Consider the following 17,493-nt stretch of genomic DNA (forward strand, 5'->3'; position numbering starts at 1 on the left):
CGGGCTTTGCTGTCCGGGGCCTGTCACCTGCGTCGGGTGGTGTTCGGTCCTGCCGGTTCGGGGGTTTTCCCCACCGTCGAACCAGGGGTGTCCCCCATGGACCCGTGTGTGCGGATGGAGTGAGAATCGACGCCGTGAGTGACCAGGCGGCCGGGGGCCGAGCCAGGGACGGGCGACGAACGTGGGCGCTGCTCGCGATCGTCAGCTTTGTCGCCGCGTTGCTGCCGATGGTCTACCTGCACCTGGCCTCCAGCGGGCAGCTCAATCCGATCAAGCACACCATCAGCGACTATGTATTCGCGAAGCAGGGTTCCCGCTATTTCGACACGAGCCTGGTCGCGTTAACCATAGGGTCCATCGCGCTCATGGTCGGGCTGGCGAGCGCCGGTATTATTCGGGGTGCGGTGCTCACGGTCCTCGTAACGGTGTGGTGTGTCGGACTCGCGGTCGCGCTGGTGTTTCCGACGGATCCGACGGACGGCGTCCAGTCCATTTCCGGCGCGGTGCACCGGTGGGCCGCCATCTTCTTCTTCCCGTGCCTGTCCGCGGCGGGATTCCTGCTGGCCAGGCGGTGTCAGCTGACCCGGGGGTGGGAGCGGTTCGCCCCGGTCGTGCTGCGACTGGCCATGGCCAGCACAATCGTGCTCGGCACGTTCGCGCTCATCCAGCTGGCCATCAACGAGCCCGAGATGCTGCCATTCCTGGGATTCGTCAAGAATTACCTCGGATTGGCCGAGCGTATACTGTTCGGTATCGACATGGCGTTGCTGTTCGTGCTGGGAGCGGCGTTGTGGCGGGGCACGAGCTCGGCGGCTCCGGGCGTGACGGCGCAGGGTAGGACGGCACGCGGCCTGGTTGAGGGTGGTGCCCGATGATCCCGCTGGCGATCACGCTGGCCGTGCTCGGGGCCTGCTGCAACGCCGTGTCGGCGAGGCTCCAGCACGGCGGCCTCAGCGAGTGCGCCGACGAGCGCGGCCTGCGGCTGGCGGCGCTGCTGCGGCTGGCCCGGCAGCCGATCTGGCTGGCCGGCATCGCCATCGCCGCCGCCGGGGCCGGCCTGCACGCCACCGCGCTCGGGCTGGCGCCGCTGTCCGTGGTCCAGCCGGTCGGCATCCTGGCGTTCGCGCTGACCACCGTGATGTCAGTGCGGATCGAGAACATCCGCCTGGACCGGGTGGCCATCGGTGCCGTGGTCGCCAGCACCGTCGGCACCATCGCGTTCGTGCTGCTGGCCGCGACCGAGGCCAAGGCCACCGTGGTCGCCGCCGACGTCGAGCTGCGGGCAACCGTGCTGGTGGTCGGCGTGGTCGGCGGGCTGGCGGCGATCGCCGCGCTCAACACCGGCGCCACCCGCTGCCTGGCCTTCGCCACCGCGTCCGGCGTCAGCTTCGGCTACGTGTCCCTGCTGATGCGGGCGACGCTGCAACAACTCGCCAACGGCGGCGTGTTCCCGCTGCCCGAGGTCACCGGCATCGCGGTCGGCATCCTGGTCGGCGGCTGGCTCGTCCAGCACGCCTACGCCAGCGGGCCGCCCGAGGTCGTCATCGGCTGCATGACCGTGATCGACCCGTTGGTCGCCGTCGGGCTCGGCGTCGTGCTGCTCGGTGAGGCCACCGACACACCACCGATCGTGGCCGCCGCCGCCCTGCTCTGCGCCGTTGTCGCCGCCGCCGGCGTGGTCGTGCTCACGCTGCGTCGGCCGGCGCCAACACCCCCAGCTAATACAGTCGTCGACGGCGACCGGCAGCTTGTCGCGCCCGGGATGACCCAGCACTACGACGGGAGTACGAAATGACCTGGTCCCAGGTGCCCGATCGGCACGAGGCGGCCTCCGGACTGCGTATCGTGATCGGCGCCGAGACCTTCCCGCCGGACGTCAACGGGGCGGCTCGGTTCACCCAGACGTTGGCCGCCGGGCTGGCTTCCCGTGGCCACGAGGTGCACGTGATGTGCCCGTCGCCGGTGGGCCGGCCGTCCGTCGAGACGGTGGACGGGGTCACGGTGCACCGGCTCAAGGCCTACCGCACGCCGTTCCACCCGTCTTTCCGGCTGGCCTGGCCGTGGCCGTCGCGCGCGACCATGGAGCCGCTGCTGGCCGAGATCAAGCCGGACGTCATCCACACCCAGTCGCACTTCCTGCTGACCCGGGCGCTGATCTGGATGGCCGAGCGGGACAACACGCCGCTGGTCATCACCAACCACTTCATGCCGGAGAACATCCTCGGCCACGTCGGCGTGCCCGGCTGGCTGCGCAACGCCGTGTCCAAGCTGGCCTGGTGGGACGTCACCCGGGAGTTCGCCAAGGCCGACATCGTCACCGCGCCGACGCCGCGGGCCGTGCAGCTGCTCATGGACAACGGGCTGTCGTTGCAGGCGCGGGCCATCTCGTGCGGCATCGACATCGACCGCTACCAGAACCGGCCGGTCTCGCCCGATCCCCAGCACCGCACCGTGCTGTTCGTCGGCCGGCTCGACGAGGAGAAGCGGGTCCACGAGCTGATCAGGGCGCTGCCGCTGATCCCGGCCGAGCTCAACGTGCGGGCCGAGATCGTCGGCGACGGCAGCAAGCGCGAGGCGTTGGAGCAGCTCGCCGGCCAGCTCGGCATCGCCGACCGGGTGCGGTTCCGCGGCTTCATCTCCGACGAGGACCTGCTCGACGCCTACGCCGCCAGCGACGCCTTCTGCATGCCCGGCATCGCCGAGCTGCAGAGCATCGCCACCATGGAGGCCATGGCCGCCGGCAAGCCCGTCGTCGCCGCCGACGCCATGGCCCTGCCGCACCTGGCCCGTCCCGGCCGCAACGGCTGGCTCTTCCCGCCCGGCAACGTGCCCACCCTGGCCGCCCGCCTCACCCAGCTGTTCTCCGACGACGCCGAGCGGGAGCGTATGGGCAAGGAGAGCCTGGCCATCATCGGCGCCCACGGCATGAACACCACCCTGGAGACCTTCGAGGGCGTCTACCGCGAGGCCATCAACGAATCCCGCCGCCTCACCCGGCTCTCGGACCACCCGCGGCTGCCCGAGCAGTCCCGGCGGAGCTCCCGGGAACGGGCTGAGCGCTCGGCGTAACCGTCACGTCAAGTAGCCGCACCGCCCGTCGGCTGTGCTTGGAAGGGACCTTTCCGCACGTTCAACGTGCGGAAAGGTCCCCTCAGCGCATGTTGGTGGATACGGAGCGTCGCGGGATGTCGACGTGGAATGGGTGCGGCACGAGGTTCCGCCGAAGAACCCGAGCGCGGTGTACAGCGTGCGGATCCCGGCGGACCGGATCGAGCAGCTGCGGCGGGTGGCGACCGAGCGTGGGGTGCAGCCGACGGCGCTGATCAGAGCCTGGGTGCTGGCCCAGCTGGACGCGGCCGACCAGGGTGACGAACGCAAGCGGGAATGGGAGCAGGAGGTCCGGGCGACCGTGGTGCGGCTGAAGGAGCTGCTGGACGGTGCGCCGCTGGCCGACACCGCTTGACATGGTCGGAAATGCCTCCCGGCCTGGTCGAGCCCGTCGAGAAGGTGACGAAGCGGACTTAACGTCCCCGACCGGGCGATCTTGGGACGGTCGACGGGCGCGAGGGGGTGTGTCGGGATGGTAAACAGGTGCTGTGGCGGGGGAGCGCAAGAAGCGCCTGACGACCGGGTTCTGGCGGCTGCTACAGGGTCGTGCGGTGGCTCGAGAGACGAGCAAGCTGCACGCGGTGGTGGCTGCTGCTGGCGCGCGCGAAGAAGAGCTGCGTGAGCTGACGGACGAGCAGCTCACGGCGGCGGCGGGGAAGCTGCGGCGGGACGACCGCGGCGACTACGACGAGAAGGACCTCGCGCAGCTGCTGGCGCTGGGGCGTGAGGCGGCGCGCCGCACGCTCAAGGAGCGGCCGTTCGACGTGCAGCTGCAGACGGCCGGCTGGATGCTCAAGGGCCGGGTGGTGGAGCTGGCCACCGGTGAAGGCAAGACGCTGGCGGGCGCGATCACCGCCGCGGGCTACGCGCTCAAGGGCTGGCCGGTGCACGTGGTGTCGGTCAACGACTACCTGGCCCGCCGCGACGCGGAGTGGATGGGCCCGCTGTACGCCCTGCTCGGCGTGACGGTGAACTGGATCAGCGGCGCCTGCGACCCGGACCGCCGCCGCGAGGCGTACGCGGCCGAGGTGACGTACGCGTCGGTGAGCGAGATCGGCTTCGACGAACTGCGCGACCACACGGCGACCCGCGTCGAGGACCTGGTGTCCCCGGAGCCGGGCGTGGCCCTGGTCGACGAGGCGGACTCGGTGCTGGTGGACGAGGCCCGGGTGCCGCTGGTGCTGGCCGGCGCGGCCGCGGCGGGCGAGCCGGACCGTGAGCTGCCGGACGTGGTGCGCCTGCTGCGCGCGGGCATGCACTACGAGACCGACGACGAGCAGCGCAACGTCTACCTGACCGGCGCGGGCGCGGAGGCGGTGGAACGCGCGCTGGGCGGCATCGACCTGTACTCGGCCGAGCACGTGGGCACGACGCTGCCCCGCGTGAACGTGGCCCTGCACGCCGAGGTGCTGCTCCGCCGCGACGTGGACTACATCGTCCGCGACGGCAAGGTGCAGCTGATCAACCCCTCCCGCGGCCGCGTGGCCCGTCTCCAGCGCTGGCCGGACGGCCTGCAGGCGGCGGTGGAGGCCAAGGAGGCCCTCGCGGCCAGCGAGACCGGCGAGGTGCTGGACACGATCACCGTCCAGGCCCTGCTCAAGCGCTACCCCAAGGTCTGCGGCATGACCGGCACCGCGATCGCGGCGGCCGACCAGCTCCGCACCTTCTACGACCTCCAGGTGGCCGAGGTGCCGCCGAACGTGCCGTGCATCCGGATCGACGACCCGGACCGCATCTACGACACGGTCGTGGACAAGAACGCGGCGATCGTCGAGGAGATCGTCGAGGCGCACCGGACCGGTCGGCCGGTGCTGATCGGCACCCAGGACGTGGCCGAGTCGGAGGCCCTCGCGGCCCGGCTGGCCGAGGTCGACGTGCCGTGCGTGGTGCTCAACGCCAAGAACGACGCGGAGGAGGCGGCGATCGTGGCCGAGGCCGGCCAGTACGGCACGGTGACGGTCTCCACCCAGATGGCCGGCCGCGGCACCGACATCCGGCTCGGCGGCGCGGACGGCGCCGACCACGAGCGGGTGGCCGAGCTGGGCGGCCTGTACGTGATCGGCACGGCCCGCCACCACAGCTCCCGCCTCGACGACCAGCTGCGCGGCCGCGCCGGCCGGCAGGGCGACCCGGGCCGGTCGGTGTTCTTCGCCAGCTTCGGCGACGACATCGTCACCCAGTTCGCGGCCGAGGAGCCGGGGCCGTCGGACCTCGACGAGCACGGCCGCGTCACGGAGAAGGACAAGCTCGCGCCGCACACCATCGCCCACGCCCAGCGCGTGGCCGAGGCCGAGCAGCTGGAGGTGCACGCCAACACCTGGCGCTACAACCAGCTGTCCGCGCAGCACCGAAAGATGCTCGGCGAGCGCCGTGACCAGCTGCTGCGTACGGACAAGGCGGCCGAGGAGCTCAAGAAGGACAGCCCCGACCGGTACCAGGAGGTGCTGGACAAGGTCGGCGAGGAGGTCCTGGTCGACGCGGCCCGCCAGATCGCGCTGCTGCACCTCGACCGCGGCTGGGCCGAGCACCTGGCCATGCTGGCCGACCTGCGCGAGGGCATCCACCTGTGGGCGCTGTCCCGGGAAAGCCCGATCGCCGAGTACCACCGGGCGGCCATCCCGGCGTTCAAGGCGCTGTTCCGCACCTCCTGGGAGCGGACCATCGAGACCTTCGAGACGGCCAAGATCAGCGAGGACGGCGTGGACCTGGCCGGCGAGGGCCTGGCCCGGCCGACCGCGACCTGGACGTACCTGGTGCACGAGAACCCGTTCGGCTCCGACCTCGAGCGTAGCGTGCGCGGCCTGGGCAAGGTGCTGGGCAAGGGGCCGCGGCGGTAGCGTCTGCTCGTGGACCTTGCCGCCGCTGCTGACCTGTACCGGAAGTACGCCGACGACCTCGCCGCCGTGCGCGACGAGCAGCGCCGTCGGCTGCCCGGAATTCGAGCGCAGCTCGACGATGTCGAGGCCGAGCTGACGTATCTGCGGCTGCGTGAACTGCGGCCGTCGACGGTCGTGGAGATCGGCACGTTCCACGGGTGGTCGACGACGTGGCTGCTGAGTGCGTTGCGGGACAACGGGGTCGGCCGGCTGCTGTCGTACGACGTCGTGGATCACGTAGTGCGGTCGGTGCCGGAAGACCTTGCCGGGCAACGGTGGACGTTCACCCGCGGCGACGTGAGGAAGGCTCAGCTGCCGGTGGAGATCGACTACCTGTTCCTCGACGCGGCGCACAGCGCGAGTTTCGCCCGCTGGTACATCGGCGCCCTTTTCGGGCGGTTGGCCGGGATTCCGGTGAGTGTGCACGACGTGTTCCACGGTCGACGCCCGCTGCCGTTCAGCGAGGGCGCGGTGTTGGTTCGTTGGCTGACCGAACGAAAGATCGACTACTTCACGCCGTCGTTCCGGCGGGCGCCGGAAACGTTTGCGGCTTTGCTTGCGGTGAAACGGGAACTCGGCCTGGACGAGCCGATCCGGACCGGCCGGGACAATCCGATGGTGTTCTTCGACCTGCCGTAAGGCGATCGGCGCTGAGACATACCGTCGACGGGCAGGGCCACCCCCAGTGGACCCGCCCGTCGACGACGGCACCGTGCCACTCAACTATGTCGAATGCGGCGGCGCGGCAACAGTGTTGACGAGTTGAGCAAAAGTGGAAACACCCGAACGTCGGCCGGCCGGTGTCATGTTTGTCACCTGACGAGCCGTGCTCGTGTTCACGGCGCGAGGGCGTCCAGCTCAGCCCGCACGTCGCCGGCGCGGTGATCGTCGACCTCCTCGTACAGCGCGAGCGCCGCGGCCAGCGACTCCCGGGCCTCGTCGGCCCGATCCAGCTCGCGCAGCACCACGCCGCGCCGGAACAGCGCACCCGCCTCCTGCATGCGGTTCCGCACGTCACGCGTCGCGACCAGCGCCTGGTCCAGGCTGTCCAGCGCGCGGCTCGGCTGCCCGTCAGCCAGGTAGACGGCGGCGATCTTCAGCAGCGTCTCGGCCTGGTCCGAGGCGTCGTCACTGTCCTGCGCAACCCAGAGCGCTTCGTGCAACGTGACGAGGGCGCCGTGGTTGTCGCCGCGCAGCTGCCGAACCTCGCCGAGCGTGGCCATGGTCGTCACCTCGCCGTGCCGGTCGCCGAGGTCGCGGAACAGCGCCAGCGCCTGTTCGGCCTGCGGCTGCGCGCCGTCGGGCTCGCGCTGCTCGGCGGCGAGCAGCCCCAGGCCGGCCAACGTCCACGCCTCGCCGTGCCGGTCGCCGATCTCACGGCGTGTCGCCAGCGCCTCCTCGTAGAGACTGTGCGCGGCGTCGAAGTCGTGCAGCCGGTGCTTGGCCACGGCCAGGTTGGTCTGCACCCACGCCTCGGCGAAGCGGTCGCCCTCGGCGCGGGCGGCCTGCGCGGCCAGCTCGTGCGTGGCGACCCAGACGCCCATGGGCATGCGCAGCCGGAAGTAGTCCCAGGACGCGATGCACAGCCGCCACGCGGTGCCGGCGAGCCCGTACGCGAGGGCGGTCTGCATCACCGGCAGCAGGTTGGCGACCTCACCGTCACACCAGCGCAGCGCCTCGACCGGCGAGCCGAAGTCCAGCGGCGTGACGCTCGGGCCGGACGCCGGCACCTCCAGCATGTGCACGCGGAACGGCGCCAGCGCCTCGTTCGCGCGCTCGGCGGTCCGCAGGTACCAGTCGGTGAGCCGGACGGCGGCCTCGCGCCGCGACTGCTCCGTCTCCTCGGACTGCACGAGCTCGGCCGCGTAGACGTGCAGCAGGTCGTGCATGCGGTAGCGGTCGCGCTCGACGCTCTCCACGAGGTGCACGCTGGCCAGCCGCTCCAGCAAGCGGCGGCCCTGCACCGGGGACACGCCGGCCAGCGCGGCGGCGGCGGGCGTGCTGAGCTGGCCGCGGCGGAACACGCCGAGCAGCCGGAACATGCGGGCCGACTCGCTCGACAGGTCCCGGTACGACCAGGAGAACACCGACCGCACGGCGAGCGAGTCGTCGGTGGCCAGGCCGTCAAGGCGGTGCTCGTCGGAGTCCAGTTCCTCCAGTAGCTCGTCCACCGGGTGGTGCGGGTGCGTGGCCACGCGCTCGGCGGCGATCCGCAGCGCCAGCGGCAGATGCGCACAGTGCCGGGCCAGCGCGGTGATCGCCGCCGGCTCGGCGTCCACGCGGTCGTCGCCGATCACGTTGCGCAGCAGCAGCTGCGACTCCGCGCCGGTCATCGGGCCAAGCGTGACCTGGCGGGCGTTGGTGCGCATGGCCATGCCGGACAGGCGCCGCCGGCTCGTGACGATCACGGCGCAGTAGCCCGAGCCCGGCAGCAGCGGCTCGACCTGCACGGAGTCGGCCGCGTTGTCCAGCACGATCAGCAGCCGGCGCTGGCTGACCAGCGACCGGAACAGCTTGGCCCGCTGCTCCTGGTCGGCCGGCATGGAGTCGGTGGCAACGCCCAGCGCGGCCAGGAAGTCGCCGAGCACGTCGGCCGGCCGCGCCGGGCCGCCGTCGGGGGAGTAGCCGCGCAGATCCACGTACAGATGGCCGTCGACGAACTGTGTGGCCACGTCGTGCGCCAGCTTCAGGGCCAGCGCGGTCTTGCCGACGCCGGGCGAGCCGTCCACCGCCATCACGGCCGGCGTGCCGAGCTGGCGGTCGTCCACCAGGGCTTCGTGCAGCTGGCCCAGCTCCCGCTCGCGGCCGACGAAGCGGGCGGCGGCGGCCGGCAGCTGTGCCGGCCGGCTGGGCGCGGCCTCGGTGGCCAGCGCCATCAGCCGGCCGCCCGCGTCCAGCACCTGGTCGCAGCGCCGGGCCAGCTCGGCCGACGGCGGCGTGCCGTTCTTGACCTTGCTCAGCCAGCTCGGCGTGTAGCCGACCTGGTCGGCCAGGCCGCGCCAGGACAGGCCGCGGGCGGTGAGCAGCCGTTCGAGCTCGGTGCCGAACGCCGAATTCGGCATCACGGCATGGGCGCGCGGTCGACCACCGACTGGCGCAGCTTGCGGATCTCCCGCGGCAGGTTCCAGCCGATGCCGCCGGTGACGACGCCGTCGCGGCCGTAGAGGGCGGCGAACTTGCGCTCGTCCGGGTCGCCGGCCACGACCTTGTACTCGAGGCCCTCGCCGACCAGGCCGTACGCCTGCACCTTGGCGTCGTACTGGTCGGTCCAGAAGTACGGGACCGGGGCGAAGTCCTGGTCGGCGCCGAGCAGGTTGCGGGCGGCGGCCATGCCCTGCTCGGTGGCGTTCATCCGGTGCTCGAGGCGGATCCGGCCGTACTGCGGGTGCTCCCAGTTGGCCACGTCGCCGGCGGCGTAGACGTCGGGCGCGGCCTGGCAGCGGCTGTCGCAGACGACGCCGTTGTCGATCGTCAGGCCGGAGCCCTTGAGCCAGTCGGTGACCGGGGCCGCGCCGATCGCCACCAGCACGCACGTCGCGTCGAGCACGCTGCCGTCGGTCAGCTGCACGCCGGTGACATGGCCGTTCTCGCTGCGGAAATCGGCGACACCGGTGTCCATGAGCACGCGCACGCCGTTGTCGCGGTGCAGCTGCTCGAGCAGCTTGCCCACGGTCTCTCCGAGCTGGCGCGCCATCGGCACCGGCAGCGGGTCGACCAGCGTGACGTCCAGGCCCAGCGTGCGGGCGGTGGCGGCGACCTCCGCGCCGAGGAAGCCGGCGCCGATCACCACGGTCTTGGGCTGCTTGAGCAGCTCGGCCCGGAGCGTGCCGGCATGCTCCAGGGTACGCAGCACGTGCACGCCATCGAGCTCGTGGCCGAAGGGCAGCCGCCGCGGGGCGACGCCGGTCGCGATCACCAGGCCGTCGTAGCCGACGCGGCTGTCGTCGGCCAGCACCACCTCGCGGGCGTCCAGGTCGAGGCCGGTGGCCGGCGAACCCAGCCGGAAGTCGGCGTTCAGGTCCGCGATCTGCTCGTCCTTGCGCAGCTGCGTCTTGCCCGGCTCCCACTGGCCGGCCAGCACCTGCTTGGACAGCGGCGGGCGGTCGTATGGCCCGTGCGCCTCGTCGCCGACCAGCGTCAGCCGTCCCTGGTAGCCCTCGCGGCGCAGCGTCTCGGCCGCCGTCAGGCCGGCCGCCGACGCGCCGACGATCGCGATGTGATCCATGTCGTCGAGGATAGGTGGATGTATGTGGGGATCGACATCGGAACATCGGCATCCAAGGGAGTTCTGGTCAGGTCGGACGGCACAGTTCGGCACCGGGCCGGCCGTCCGCACGCCGTGTCGACGCCCGCGCCCGGGTGGTTCGAGCACGACGCCGAGGCGGTGTGGTGGCGTGACTTCGTCTCCATCGCCCAGGAGCTGGTTCTTGCCGCCGGCGGTGAGCCGTTGGACGGGTTGGCGGTGAGCGGGATCGGGCCTTGTCTGCTGCCCGCGTCTTCGGACGGGACTCCGCTGCGGCCGGCGATCCTGTACGGGGTCGACACGCGAGCCACCGCCGAGATCGCCGAGCTGACGGACCTGTTCGGCGGTGACGAGATTCTGCGGCGGGGTGGTTCGCCGCTGACAAGTCAGGCGGTGGGGCCGAAGCTGCGGTGGTTGGCCGTGAACGAGCCTCATGTCTGGGCTCGGACCCGGATGCTGCTGATGGCGTCGTCCTTCCTGGTGCACCGGCTGACCGGGCAGTACGTGCTCGACCACCATTCGGCCAGCCAGTGCTCGCCCTTGTACGACCTGGGTCGACGCGAGTGGGCTTCGGATTGGGCGGCCGTGGTCGCGCCGGGGTTGGAGTTGCCGTCGTTGGTGTGGCCGACGGAGGTGGTTGGGCAGGTGGGCGCGGCGGCGTCTGCTGCGACTGGGCTTCCGGTCGGGTTGCCGGTGACCGCCGGGACCATCGACGCCTGGGCCGAGTCGGTCAGCGTCGGCGTGCGCGCTCCCGGCGACGTAATGGTCATGTACGGAACGACCATGTTCCTGGTCCAGGTGGTCGACCAACCTCGACCGCATCCGGGTCTGTGGACCACTTCCGGCGTGTTTCCCGGCAGCAGCACGTTGGCCGCCGGCATGGCGACCTCCGGCGCTGTCACCGATTGGGTGCGGGGTTTGGTCGGCGGTTCGTTCGCCGATCTCGTTGCCCAGGCGGCAGATGTTCCCGCCGGCAGCCGTGGATTGCTTGTGCTGCCGTACTTCGCCGGCGAGCGGACGCCCCTCTTCGATCCCTCCGCTCGCGGCATGATTGCCGGCCTGACCCTCTCCCATGGCGCACCTGAACTGTACCGTGCAGTACTGGAGGGCATCGCTTACGGCGTTCGCCACAACCTGGAAACCATGACCTCCGCCGGCGGCTCCGCCCAGCGGCTCGTCGCCGTCGGCGGCGGCACCCAGGGCGGTCTCTGGACACAGATCGTCTCCGACGTCACCGGGCTACCCCAGCAGCTGACCCGCGAGTCCATCGGCGCTTGCCTCGGCAACGCCATGCTCGCCGCCGCTGCAGACGGGGTGGATGTCGCCGGCTGGAATCCGGTCGTACAGACCGTGGAGCCTTCGCCGGACGGTCCGTACGAGGAGTTCTACGCGCACTACACGTCGCTCTATCCGGCCACCTTGGACACCGCGCATTTCCTTGCGGGACAGCAACATCGAGCGGCGAGACAAGAACGGGCCGAGTGAAGGCCGGTCGGCTGTGGAGCGGGGGAGGGGTTGGCGGCTGCGCGCAGTGGGGAAGGTTGGCGGCTGCGGGGGTGGGTGGGGCGGCGTGGTTGGAGAGGCATTGGGGGCGCTGCTCCGGAGGGTGGGCAGCCGGGCTGGGGAAGCATGGGGGAGTTGGTTCGGCGGGTGGGTCGCCTGGCTAGGAGGGCATGGGGGAGCTGGTCCGGAGAGTGAGTCGGCCTGGGCCGTGTGTGGCGGCGGGCGGGGTTGCGCAATCGGACCGCGCCGGTCCGGCTTGTCCGGAATGATTCGCTCATGCTCGCACTGGTGCTCGTGACGATCGCGCTGTGGATCGGTGCGCTGGACAAGCTGTACCAGCTGTTCCTCGCGCCGGACGACCTGCCGCTGCGGGCGGTCGCGGGGTGTCTGGCGTGCCTGGCGGTGGTGCCGGTGCTGAACCTGCCGCCGGTGGTGGCGGTGATCGACACAGCCGGTGGTGGCCTGGCGAGGCTGCTGGTGAACCTGATGACGATGTCGGCCTCGTACTGGCTGCTGGCCTTCTTCCAGTACTCGGTGCGGGCGTCGCGGCGGTTCCAGACGGTGGCCTACGTCGCGGCGCTGGCCATTGTGGTTGGGGCGTGGTTGCTGGCGCCGGCGGCGGTTCGGTTGCAGCCGGCGGCGTTGTCCAGCGGGAATGACTGGCACTCGACGGTGTTCGTGGTTGTCGCTGTTGGATATATGGCATACGCGCTGGGACTGGCCATGCGGTGGGCGGTGATCTACGCGCGCGTCGCCCAGCGGGTGCAGCTCCGACGGGGGCTGCGGACCATGGCGGTCGGCCTGGCGTTCCTCATCGCGGGGTGTGCCTGCAAATGCGTGGTCGCCCTGCTGCAAGCGTTTGCGGGGGTTGACTGGGCGGTCGGCAACCTGGTGTACGTGAGCTGCGTGCTGGTCGGCAGCGTCCTGCTGGTCATCGGCGTTATGTATCCGGCTGTCACCGGCATGCTGGCCGCTGTGCCGGTCTGGCGGTGGCATCGCACGGCGTATCGGGAAATGGAGCCCCTGTGGCAGGCGCTGCACGAGGCGTTTCCCGATTTGGCGCTGCGTAGCGAAACCCTGCCTTGGTGGCGTGACCCGCTGCGCATTCGGCGTACTCACCGCGACTATTACCGCCGGGCCGTCGAAATTCGTGACGGCCTCGTGCAGCTCGGCCCCTACTATCCGCCGGCCGACGCCGACGACGCGGACGCGGTCAAGGCCGCGTTGCAGGCCAAGGCATCCGGTGCCCCCGCCGGTCCGCCGCGTCCCGCGCCCGCGGCCGGTGGCGACGACCTCGACTCAGACGTTCGGTGGCTGGTCAAGTTGTCCCGCGGACTCGGGTGACGTTCGGGAAATAAGATTGCCCTCGACGTTCCTGATCGCGACGTTGCTTCATGGTGATCCAGATCACGTCGAATGCACCCTTGGTGTTCTCGCGCATCTTTCTTTGTGAGACCGACAAATTCGCGAACACCATTTCGAGGGGCTGAGAATGAACATCACCGTGCAGGCGATCCGGCGGAGCGCGATGGCCGTTGCCGCGGTGGCGGCGGTGGGCGCGCTGGGTGCGTGCTCCGCTGGCGCTTCGGGCAGCGCGACCCCGCAGGCGGGTCCCGGCGGCAGCACCGTGGCCGCGAACAGCGGCGTCGGTCAGGGGTCTGACGGCGGGGCCCGCCAAAACGCCAGCACCCCCGGCACCGTGAGCACCAACGGCGGCGGTGCTGCCAACGGCGGCCACCCGAGTTGCACCGCGCTCAAGGTGTCGCAGACGTCTCCCGACGTGGTCAAGGGCAGCACCAGCCAGTGGCAGCTGCCGATCACCATGACCAACCAGGGCGGCACCGCCTGCACCGTGCAGGGCTTCCCCGGCGTCCGCCTCGACGGTTCCGACGGCACCAGCTGGGACCTCATCCGCACCAACGGAGCCGTCTCGCCGGTGCTGCTCAAGCCGGGTGAGCACGTCACCGCCGAGATTACCTACCTGACCGCCACTTCCCTCGGCTCGAGCGAGCCCGACACCGGCTGGCACGTCACCGGCTATGCGGTGACGCCGCCCAACACCACCAACACCCAGACCCTGCCTTGGCCCGACGCCCTCGGGCTGGTCAAGCAGGACGCCGCCACCCACCCCGGCACCTACGTCGGCCCCGTCCACAGCTGACGGTTCCCGCTACTCAACGTCGATCGCCAGCAGCGATCCCTTGGCAATCACCCTGGCCGGCGCAGCGGGATTGGCCGAGGTCAGAAGGGGTAGGCGGGTGGGGTGTCGCGGACGGTGACCCACTGCCACTGGGTGAACTCCTCCCAGTTGGCCTGGCCGCCGTAACGGCCGCCGTTGCCGGAAGCGCCGACGCCGCCGAAGGGGACGGCAGGGTCGTCGTTGATGGTGGAGTCGTTGACGTGCACCATGCCGGCCCGGAGGCGCTCGGCGAGTTTCCAACCGCGGAAAGGATCAGCGGTGATGACAGAAGCGGTGAGGCCGTAGCTGGTGGAGTTGGCCAGAGCGATGGCCTCCTCCTCGGTGTCGAAGATCGTCACGGGGGCGACGGGGCCGAAGATCTCGTCGGTGAAGGCGGGCATGGACGGCGTGACGCCGGCGAGAACGGTTGGGGCGTAGAACAAATCCTGGTAGGTGCCGCCGGTGCGGATGGAAGCGCCGGCGTCGGCCGATGCCCGCACGATGCGGTCGACGGTGGCCAACTGGGTGGCGTTGATGATCGGGCCGATCTGGGTGTCGGCCTCGGCCGGATCGCCGACCCTGAGGGCGGCGGCGCGGGCGGTCAGCCGGTCGAGATAGGCGTCGGCGATCCTGCGGTGCACGAGATGCCGGCCGGTGGTGAGGCAGATCTGGCCCTGGTGCAGGAAAGAACCCCAAGCGCCGACCGAACTGGCCTGGTCGGGATCGGCATCGGCGAGCACGATGGTGGCGTTGTTGCCGCCCAACTCCAACGACACCTTCTTGACGTGCCCGGCCGCGGTGGCGGCGACGATCTTGCCGGCGCGGGTGGAGCCGGTGAAGGAGATCATCGGCACGCGCGGGTCGGCGACCAGCGCCTGGCCGGCGTCGGCCTTGCCGGGCAACACTTCCAGCAGGCCCGGTGGCAGACCGGCCTCCTCGAACAGCCGGGCGATCAACGCACCGCCGTAGACCGAGGTCTGGTGATCAGGCTTGAGCAGCACGGAATTGCCGAGCGCCAACGCGGGGGCGACGGCCCGCATGGCCAGCACCAAAGGGAAGTTCCACGGGGTGATCACGCCGACCGCGCCGAACGGGATCCGCCGGCCGTAGCTCATCCGACCGGCGGCCGGCAGCAACTGGCCGTACGGCTCGGTGGCCAGGCCGGCGGCGGCAAGCAGCTCGCCGCGGCTGGAGTGCACCTCGTGCGTGGTCTTGCCGGCGATGCCGCCGCACTCCCGGATGCCCCAACGGACGAACTCGTCCTCGTGGTCGTGGATGAGCTGGGCCGCGCGCAGCAACACCTCGGCCCGTTCGGCTGGCGCCGTGTCGGCCCACTTCGGTTGTGCCACAACGCTTCGCGTCACGGCCTCGGCCACGTCGTCGGGGCTGGCCAGCCGGGTGCTGCCGAGCACCGCGCCGGTCGCCGGCTCGACGATGTCGATCTGTTCCCCGGTCAGCTCGCCGAACACGGACTTGTCGGACACGAGCAGATCGGCCATCACTGCCTCCGTGACAGGGAGTCGGGGTCTCGGTGCACCGGGCCGCGCTCGACCACCCGGTCCAGCAGTCCCTCGGCCAGGTAGGCCGGATGGTCCTCGGGACGTACGGGAACCGGCTGCTGCCCGGTGTAATTCAGCAAACGCCTGACCAAGCTGCTGGTGTAGTAGCCGCCGGAGACGATCTCCAGCAGCGCCTGGTGGGCGCGCGGGTCGAGGTCGGCCAACAGTCGCAGCGCCGGCGCGGGCTCGTGCTCGCCGGCCAGCGCCCAGGCCCGGTTCAGCGCGCGGGCCAGGTCCGGCCGTACGGCCAGCACCAGGTCCAACTGGCCGCCGGCGACACCGGCCTCGGTCGCCGCCGGCATGCCGTCACCCGCCGGGATCAACTCGTCGGCGACCCCGCCGAGCCAGCGCCGGAGGTTGTCGTCGGTCATCCGGGAATCCTTTGCTCGCGCCGGTTCTCGATCAGGTGCTCGGTGTTGCGCAGGGCGAGCGAGACGATCGTGCTCGTCGGGTTCACCGCGCCGGAGGTGACGAACACGCTGCCGTCGGCAATGTACAGGTTGGGCACGTCGTGCGCGCGACCCCAACCGTCCACAACGGACGTTGCCGGGTCGTCGCCCATCCGGGCCGTGCCCAGCAGATGCCAGCCGGAGAAGCGCATCAGCGACTCGACGGCCGTGCGCCGTGCGCCGGCCTCGGCGAAGGACTGCTGGGCCCGTTCGATGTTGAAGTCCAGCAGCCGCCGGGAGTTCTCGCCGACGCGGTAGGTCACCTTCGGTGCCGGGATGCCCGACGAGTCGGTCAGGCTGTCGTCGATCTCCACCCGGTTGGCCTCGTCCGGCAGGTCCTCGCCGAAGATGCACCAGCTCAGCGAGTGCCCGAGATGTCCGCGCACGTGAGCGTGATGATCCTTGCCCCACACGGAGTTTCCCGCGCGGGAGGGCAGTGCCGCGTTGAGCGGACCGCCGGTCGGGGCCAGGCTCCACTTGGCGCCGCGCACGAAATCCCGGTCGGGATCGGTCTCGTAGTACTCGTAGCTGACGATCTTCGCGCCGACGTGGCCGCCGGCGTCGACCGGCTCGTCGAAGTAGCCGGTGACGTTGGCGAACGGGTGCACCATCAGGCGTTTGCCGACCAGACCGCTGGAATTGGCCAGCCCGTCGGGGAAACGCGGCGACGCGGAGTTGAGCAGGATCCGCGCCGTGCCGACGGAATTCGCCGCCAGGACAACGACATCGGCCTTGATGACGTGCCAGCGTCCTTCGGTGTCAACGTATTCGGCACCGATGGCCAGGCCCCTGGCGTCGGTCAGGATGCGGGAGACGCGAGCGCCGGTGATCAGCCGCGCGCCGGCCTTGATCGCGTTCGGCCAGTGCGTGACGTCCGTCGACGCCTTCGCGCCCTCCGGGCAGCCCTGCATGCAGGAACCGTAGTGCGCACAGGCGTTTCGGCCCTGATAGGGGCGGGACAGCACGGCGTTGGGGGCCGGCCACCAGTGCCACTTGAGCCGGTCGTGCGCGCGGGCCATGCGCAGCGCCCCGTCGCCGATCGGCAGCGGTGGCAACGGAAACTCCGCGCCCGGCGGCAGCGCGGTGTCGCCGGCCAGGCCCGAGACGCCGAAGGCGCGATCGGTGCGTTCGTAGAACGGCTGGAGGTCGCGATAGCTGAGCGGCCAGTCGTCGCCGACGCCGTCCAGTGAGCGGGTGCGGAAGTCCGAGGGCAGCAGGCGCGGCCAGTCCGCCGCGTAGAGCACCATGCTGCCGCCGACGCCGTTGTACATCAGGGTGGCGATGTCCGAGCCGGTCTCGTTGACCGGGTAGTCCTCGGGCTTGCCGCGCAGCGTCGGGTTGCCGCCCCAGCCGCCGCGCGCCTCCAGTTCGTAGGTCGGCCGCAGCGCCGGGAAGTCGGTTCGATCGGGCCAGTGTCCCTGCTCCAGACAGACCACGTCGAAGCCGGCATCGGCCAGCGCGCCGGTGACCACGCCGCCGGACGCCCCGGCCCCCACCACAAGCACATCCGCGTGTTCCACGATCCCCCCACCTGCATGGGAAAGCGCTTTCCCTGCAACCTATCCCGCCGTCGGAG

The 17,493-nt window shown here is 70.8% G+C and carries 14 protein-coding genes; 9 read left to right on the plus strand and 5 right to left on the minus strand.

Annotated elements, in window-relative coordinates:
* Positions 1-134: 134 nt before the first annotated feature.
* From M3Q35_RS41935 to M3Q35_RS41960, 6 genes are all read left to right on the plus strand, one after another.
* The gene (locus M3Q35_RS41935) at positions 135-875 is read left to right on the plus strand and encodes a DUF998 domain-containing protein (RefSeq protein WP_273938135.1); all 741 of its coding nucleotides are present in this window, start codon (positions 135-137) and stop codon (positions 873-875) included.
* Complete coding sequence (locus M3Q35_RS41940; protein WP_273938136.1) at positions 872-1,795, plus strand: DMT family transporter; 924 nt, start codon at positions 872-874, stop codon at positions 1,793-1,795. Before M3Q35_RS41935 ends, M3Q35_RS41940 begins: the two co-directional genes overlap by 4 nt.
* Complete coding sequence (locus M3Q35_RS41945; protein ID WP_273938137.1) at positions 1,792-3,069, plus strand: glycosyltransferase; 1,278 nt, start codon at positions 1,792-1,794, stop codon at positions 3,067-3,069. Before M3Q35_RS41940 ends, M3Q35_RS41945 begins: the two co-directional genes overlap by 4 nt.
* 124 nt (positions 3,070-3,193) lie before the next feature.
* Complete coding sequence (locus tag M3Q35_RS41950; RefSeq protein WP_273938138.1) at positions 3,194-3,463, plus strand: hypothetical protein; 270 nt, start codon at positions 3,194-3,196, stop codon at positions 3,461-3,463.
* Positions 3,464-3,620: 157 nt separating this feature from the next.
* Positions 3,621-5,945, plus strand: coding sequence for an accessory Sec system translocase SecA2 (gene secA2 / locus M3Q35_RS41955; protein WP_379794611.1), 2,325 nt, complete (start codon positions 3,621-3,623; stop codon positions 5,943-5,945).
* A gap of 9 nt (positions 5,946-5,954) precedes the next feature.
* A complete protein-coding gene (locus M3Q35_RS41960) occupies positions 5,955-6,623 on the plus strand; it encodes a class I SAM-dependent methyltransferase (RefSeq protein ID WP_273938140.1) in 669 nt (222 codons plus the stop codon).
* Positions 6,624-6,820: 197 nt separating this feature from the next.
* Here the strand turns inward: M3Q35_RS41960 and M3Q35_RS41965 are convergent, their stop codons facing one another.
* Together M3Q35_RS41965 and M3Q35_RS41970 are read right to left on the minus strand one after the other, a co-directional pair.
* Positions 6,821-9,046 carry a tetratricopeptide repeat protein gene (locus M3Q35_RS41965; protein WP_273938142.1) on the minus strand — a complete coding sequence of 742 codons (2,226 nt, stop codon included), beginning with the start codon at positions 9,044-9,046 and terminating at the stop codon, positions 6,821-6,823.
* Complete coding sequence (locus tag M3Q35_RS41970) at positions 9,046-10,209, minus strand: NAD(P)/FAD-dependent oxidoreductase (protein ID WP_273938143.1); 1,164 nt, start codon at positions 10,207-10,209, stop codon at positions 9,046-9,048. The genes M3Q35_RS41965 and M3Q35_RS41970 overlap by 1 nt, the downstream gene beginning before the upstream one ends.
* A gap of 18 nt (positions 10,210-10,227) precedes the next feature.
* Here M3Q35_RS41970 and M3Q35_RS41975 point away from each other — a divergent pair, with 18 nt between their 5' ends.
* From M3Q35_RS41975 to M3Q35_RS41985, 3 genes are all read left to right on the plus strand, one after another.
* Positions 10,228-11,712 carry an FGGY-family carbohydrate kinase gene (locus tag M3Q35_RS41975; protein ID WP_273944681.1) on the plus strand — a complete coding sequence of 495 codons (1,485 nt, stop codon included), beginning with the start codon at positions 10,228-10,230 and terminating at the stop codon, positions 11,710-11,712.
* Between the two features lie 294 nt (positions 11,713-12,006).
* Positions 12,007-13,074: an MAB_1171c family putative transporter gene (locus M3Q35_RS41980; RefSeq protein ID WP_273938144.1), complete on the plus strand. Its 1,068-nt coding sequence runs from the start codon at positions 12,007-12,009 to the stop codon at positions 13,072-13,074.
* A gap of 148 nt (positions 13,075-13,222) precedes the next feature.
* The gene (locus M3Q35_RS41985) at positions 13,223-13,891 is read left to right on the plus strand and encodes a DUF4232 domain-containing protein (RefSeq protein WP_273938145.1); all 669 of its coding nucleotides are present in this window, start codon (positions 13,223-13,225) and stop codon (positions 13,889-13,891) included.
* An 80-nt stretch (positions 13,892-13,971) separates the two neighbouring features.
* Here M3Q35_RS41985 and M3Q35_RS41990 read toward each other — a convergent pair whose 3' ends face one another.
* Genes M3Q35_RS41990 through M3Q35_RS42000 form a run of 3 tightly spaced genes read right to left on the minus strand, consistent with a single transcriptional unit; the run spans position 13,972 to position 17,437 of the window.
* Positions 13,972-15,408 (minus strand): benzaldehyde dehydrogenase, encoded by a 1,437-nt coding sequence (locus tag M3Q35_RS41990; RefSeq protein ID WP_273938146.1) that lies wholly within the window; start codon positions 15,406-15,408, stop codon positions 13,972-13,974.
* A complete protein-coding gene (locus tag M3Q35_RS41995; RefSeq protein ID WP_273938147.1) occupies positions 15,408-15,839 on the minus strand; it encodes a hypothetical protein in 432 nt (143 codons plus the stop codon). The genes M3Q35_RS41990 and M3Q35_RS41995 overlap by 1 nt, the downstream gene beginning before the upstream one ends.
* Positions 15,836-17,437: a GMC family oxidoreductase gene (locus M3Q35_RS42000; protein ID WP_273938148.1), complete on the minus strand. Its 1,602-nt coding sequence runs from the start codon at positions 17,435-17,437 to the stop codon at positions 15,836-15,838. Before M3Q35_RS42000 ends, M3Q35_RS41995 begins: the two co-directional genes overlap by 4 nt.
* Positions 17,438-17,493: the final 56 nt, after the last annotated feature.

This window comes from Kutzneria chonburiensis (genome assembly GCF_028622115.1).
GTDB lineage: Bacteria > Actinomycetota > Actinomycetes > Mycobacteriales > Pseudonocardiaceae > Kutzneria > Kutzneria chonburiensis.

Bases quoted from the DNA above. Each gene is read 5' to 3' on its own strand.
- M3Q35_RS41940 (WP_273938136.1), top strand. From the start codon at position 872: ATGATCCCGCTGGCGATCACGCTGGCCGTGCTCGGGGCCTGCTGCAAC.
- M3Q35_RS41945 (WP_273938137.1), top strand. From the start codon at position 1,792: ATGACCTGGTCCCAGGTGCCCGATCGGCACGAGGCGGCCTCCGGACTG.
- M3Q35_RS41965 (WP_273938142.1), bottom strand. From the start codon at position 9,046: ATGCCGAATTCGGCGTTCGGCACCGAGCTCGAACGGCTGCTCACCGCC.
- M3Q35_RS41970 (WP_273938143.1), bottom strand. From the start codon at position 10,209: ATGGATCACATCGCGATCGTCGGCGCGTCGGCGGCCGGCCTGACGGCG.
- M3Q35_RS41975 (WP_273944681.1), top strand. From the start codon at position 10,228: ATGTATGTGGGGATCGACATCGGAACATCGGCATCCAAGGGAGTTCTG.
- M3Q35_RS41980 (WP_273938144.1), top strand. From the start codon at position 12,007: ATGCTCGCACTGGTGCTCGTGACGATCGCGCTGTGGATCGGTGCGCTG.
- M3Q35_RS41985 (WP_273938145.1), top strand. From the start codon at position 13,223: ATGAACATCACCGTGCAGGCGATCCGGCGGAGCGCGATGGCCGTTGCC.
- M3Q35_RS41990 (WP_273938146.1), bottom strand. From the start codon at position 15,408: ATGGCCGATCTGCTCGTGTCCGACAAGTCCGTGTTCGGCGAGCTGACC.
- M3Q35_RS41995 (WP_273938147.1), bottom strand. From the start codon at position 15,839: ATGACCGACGACAACCTCCGGCGCTGGCTCGGCGGGGTCGCCGACGAG.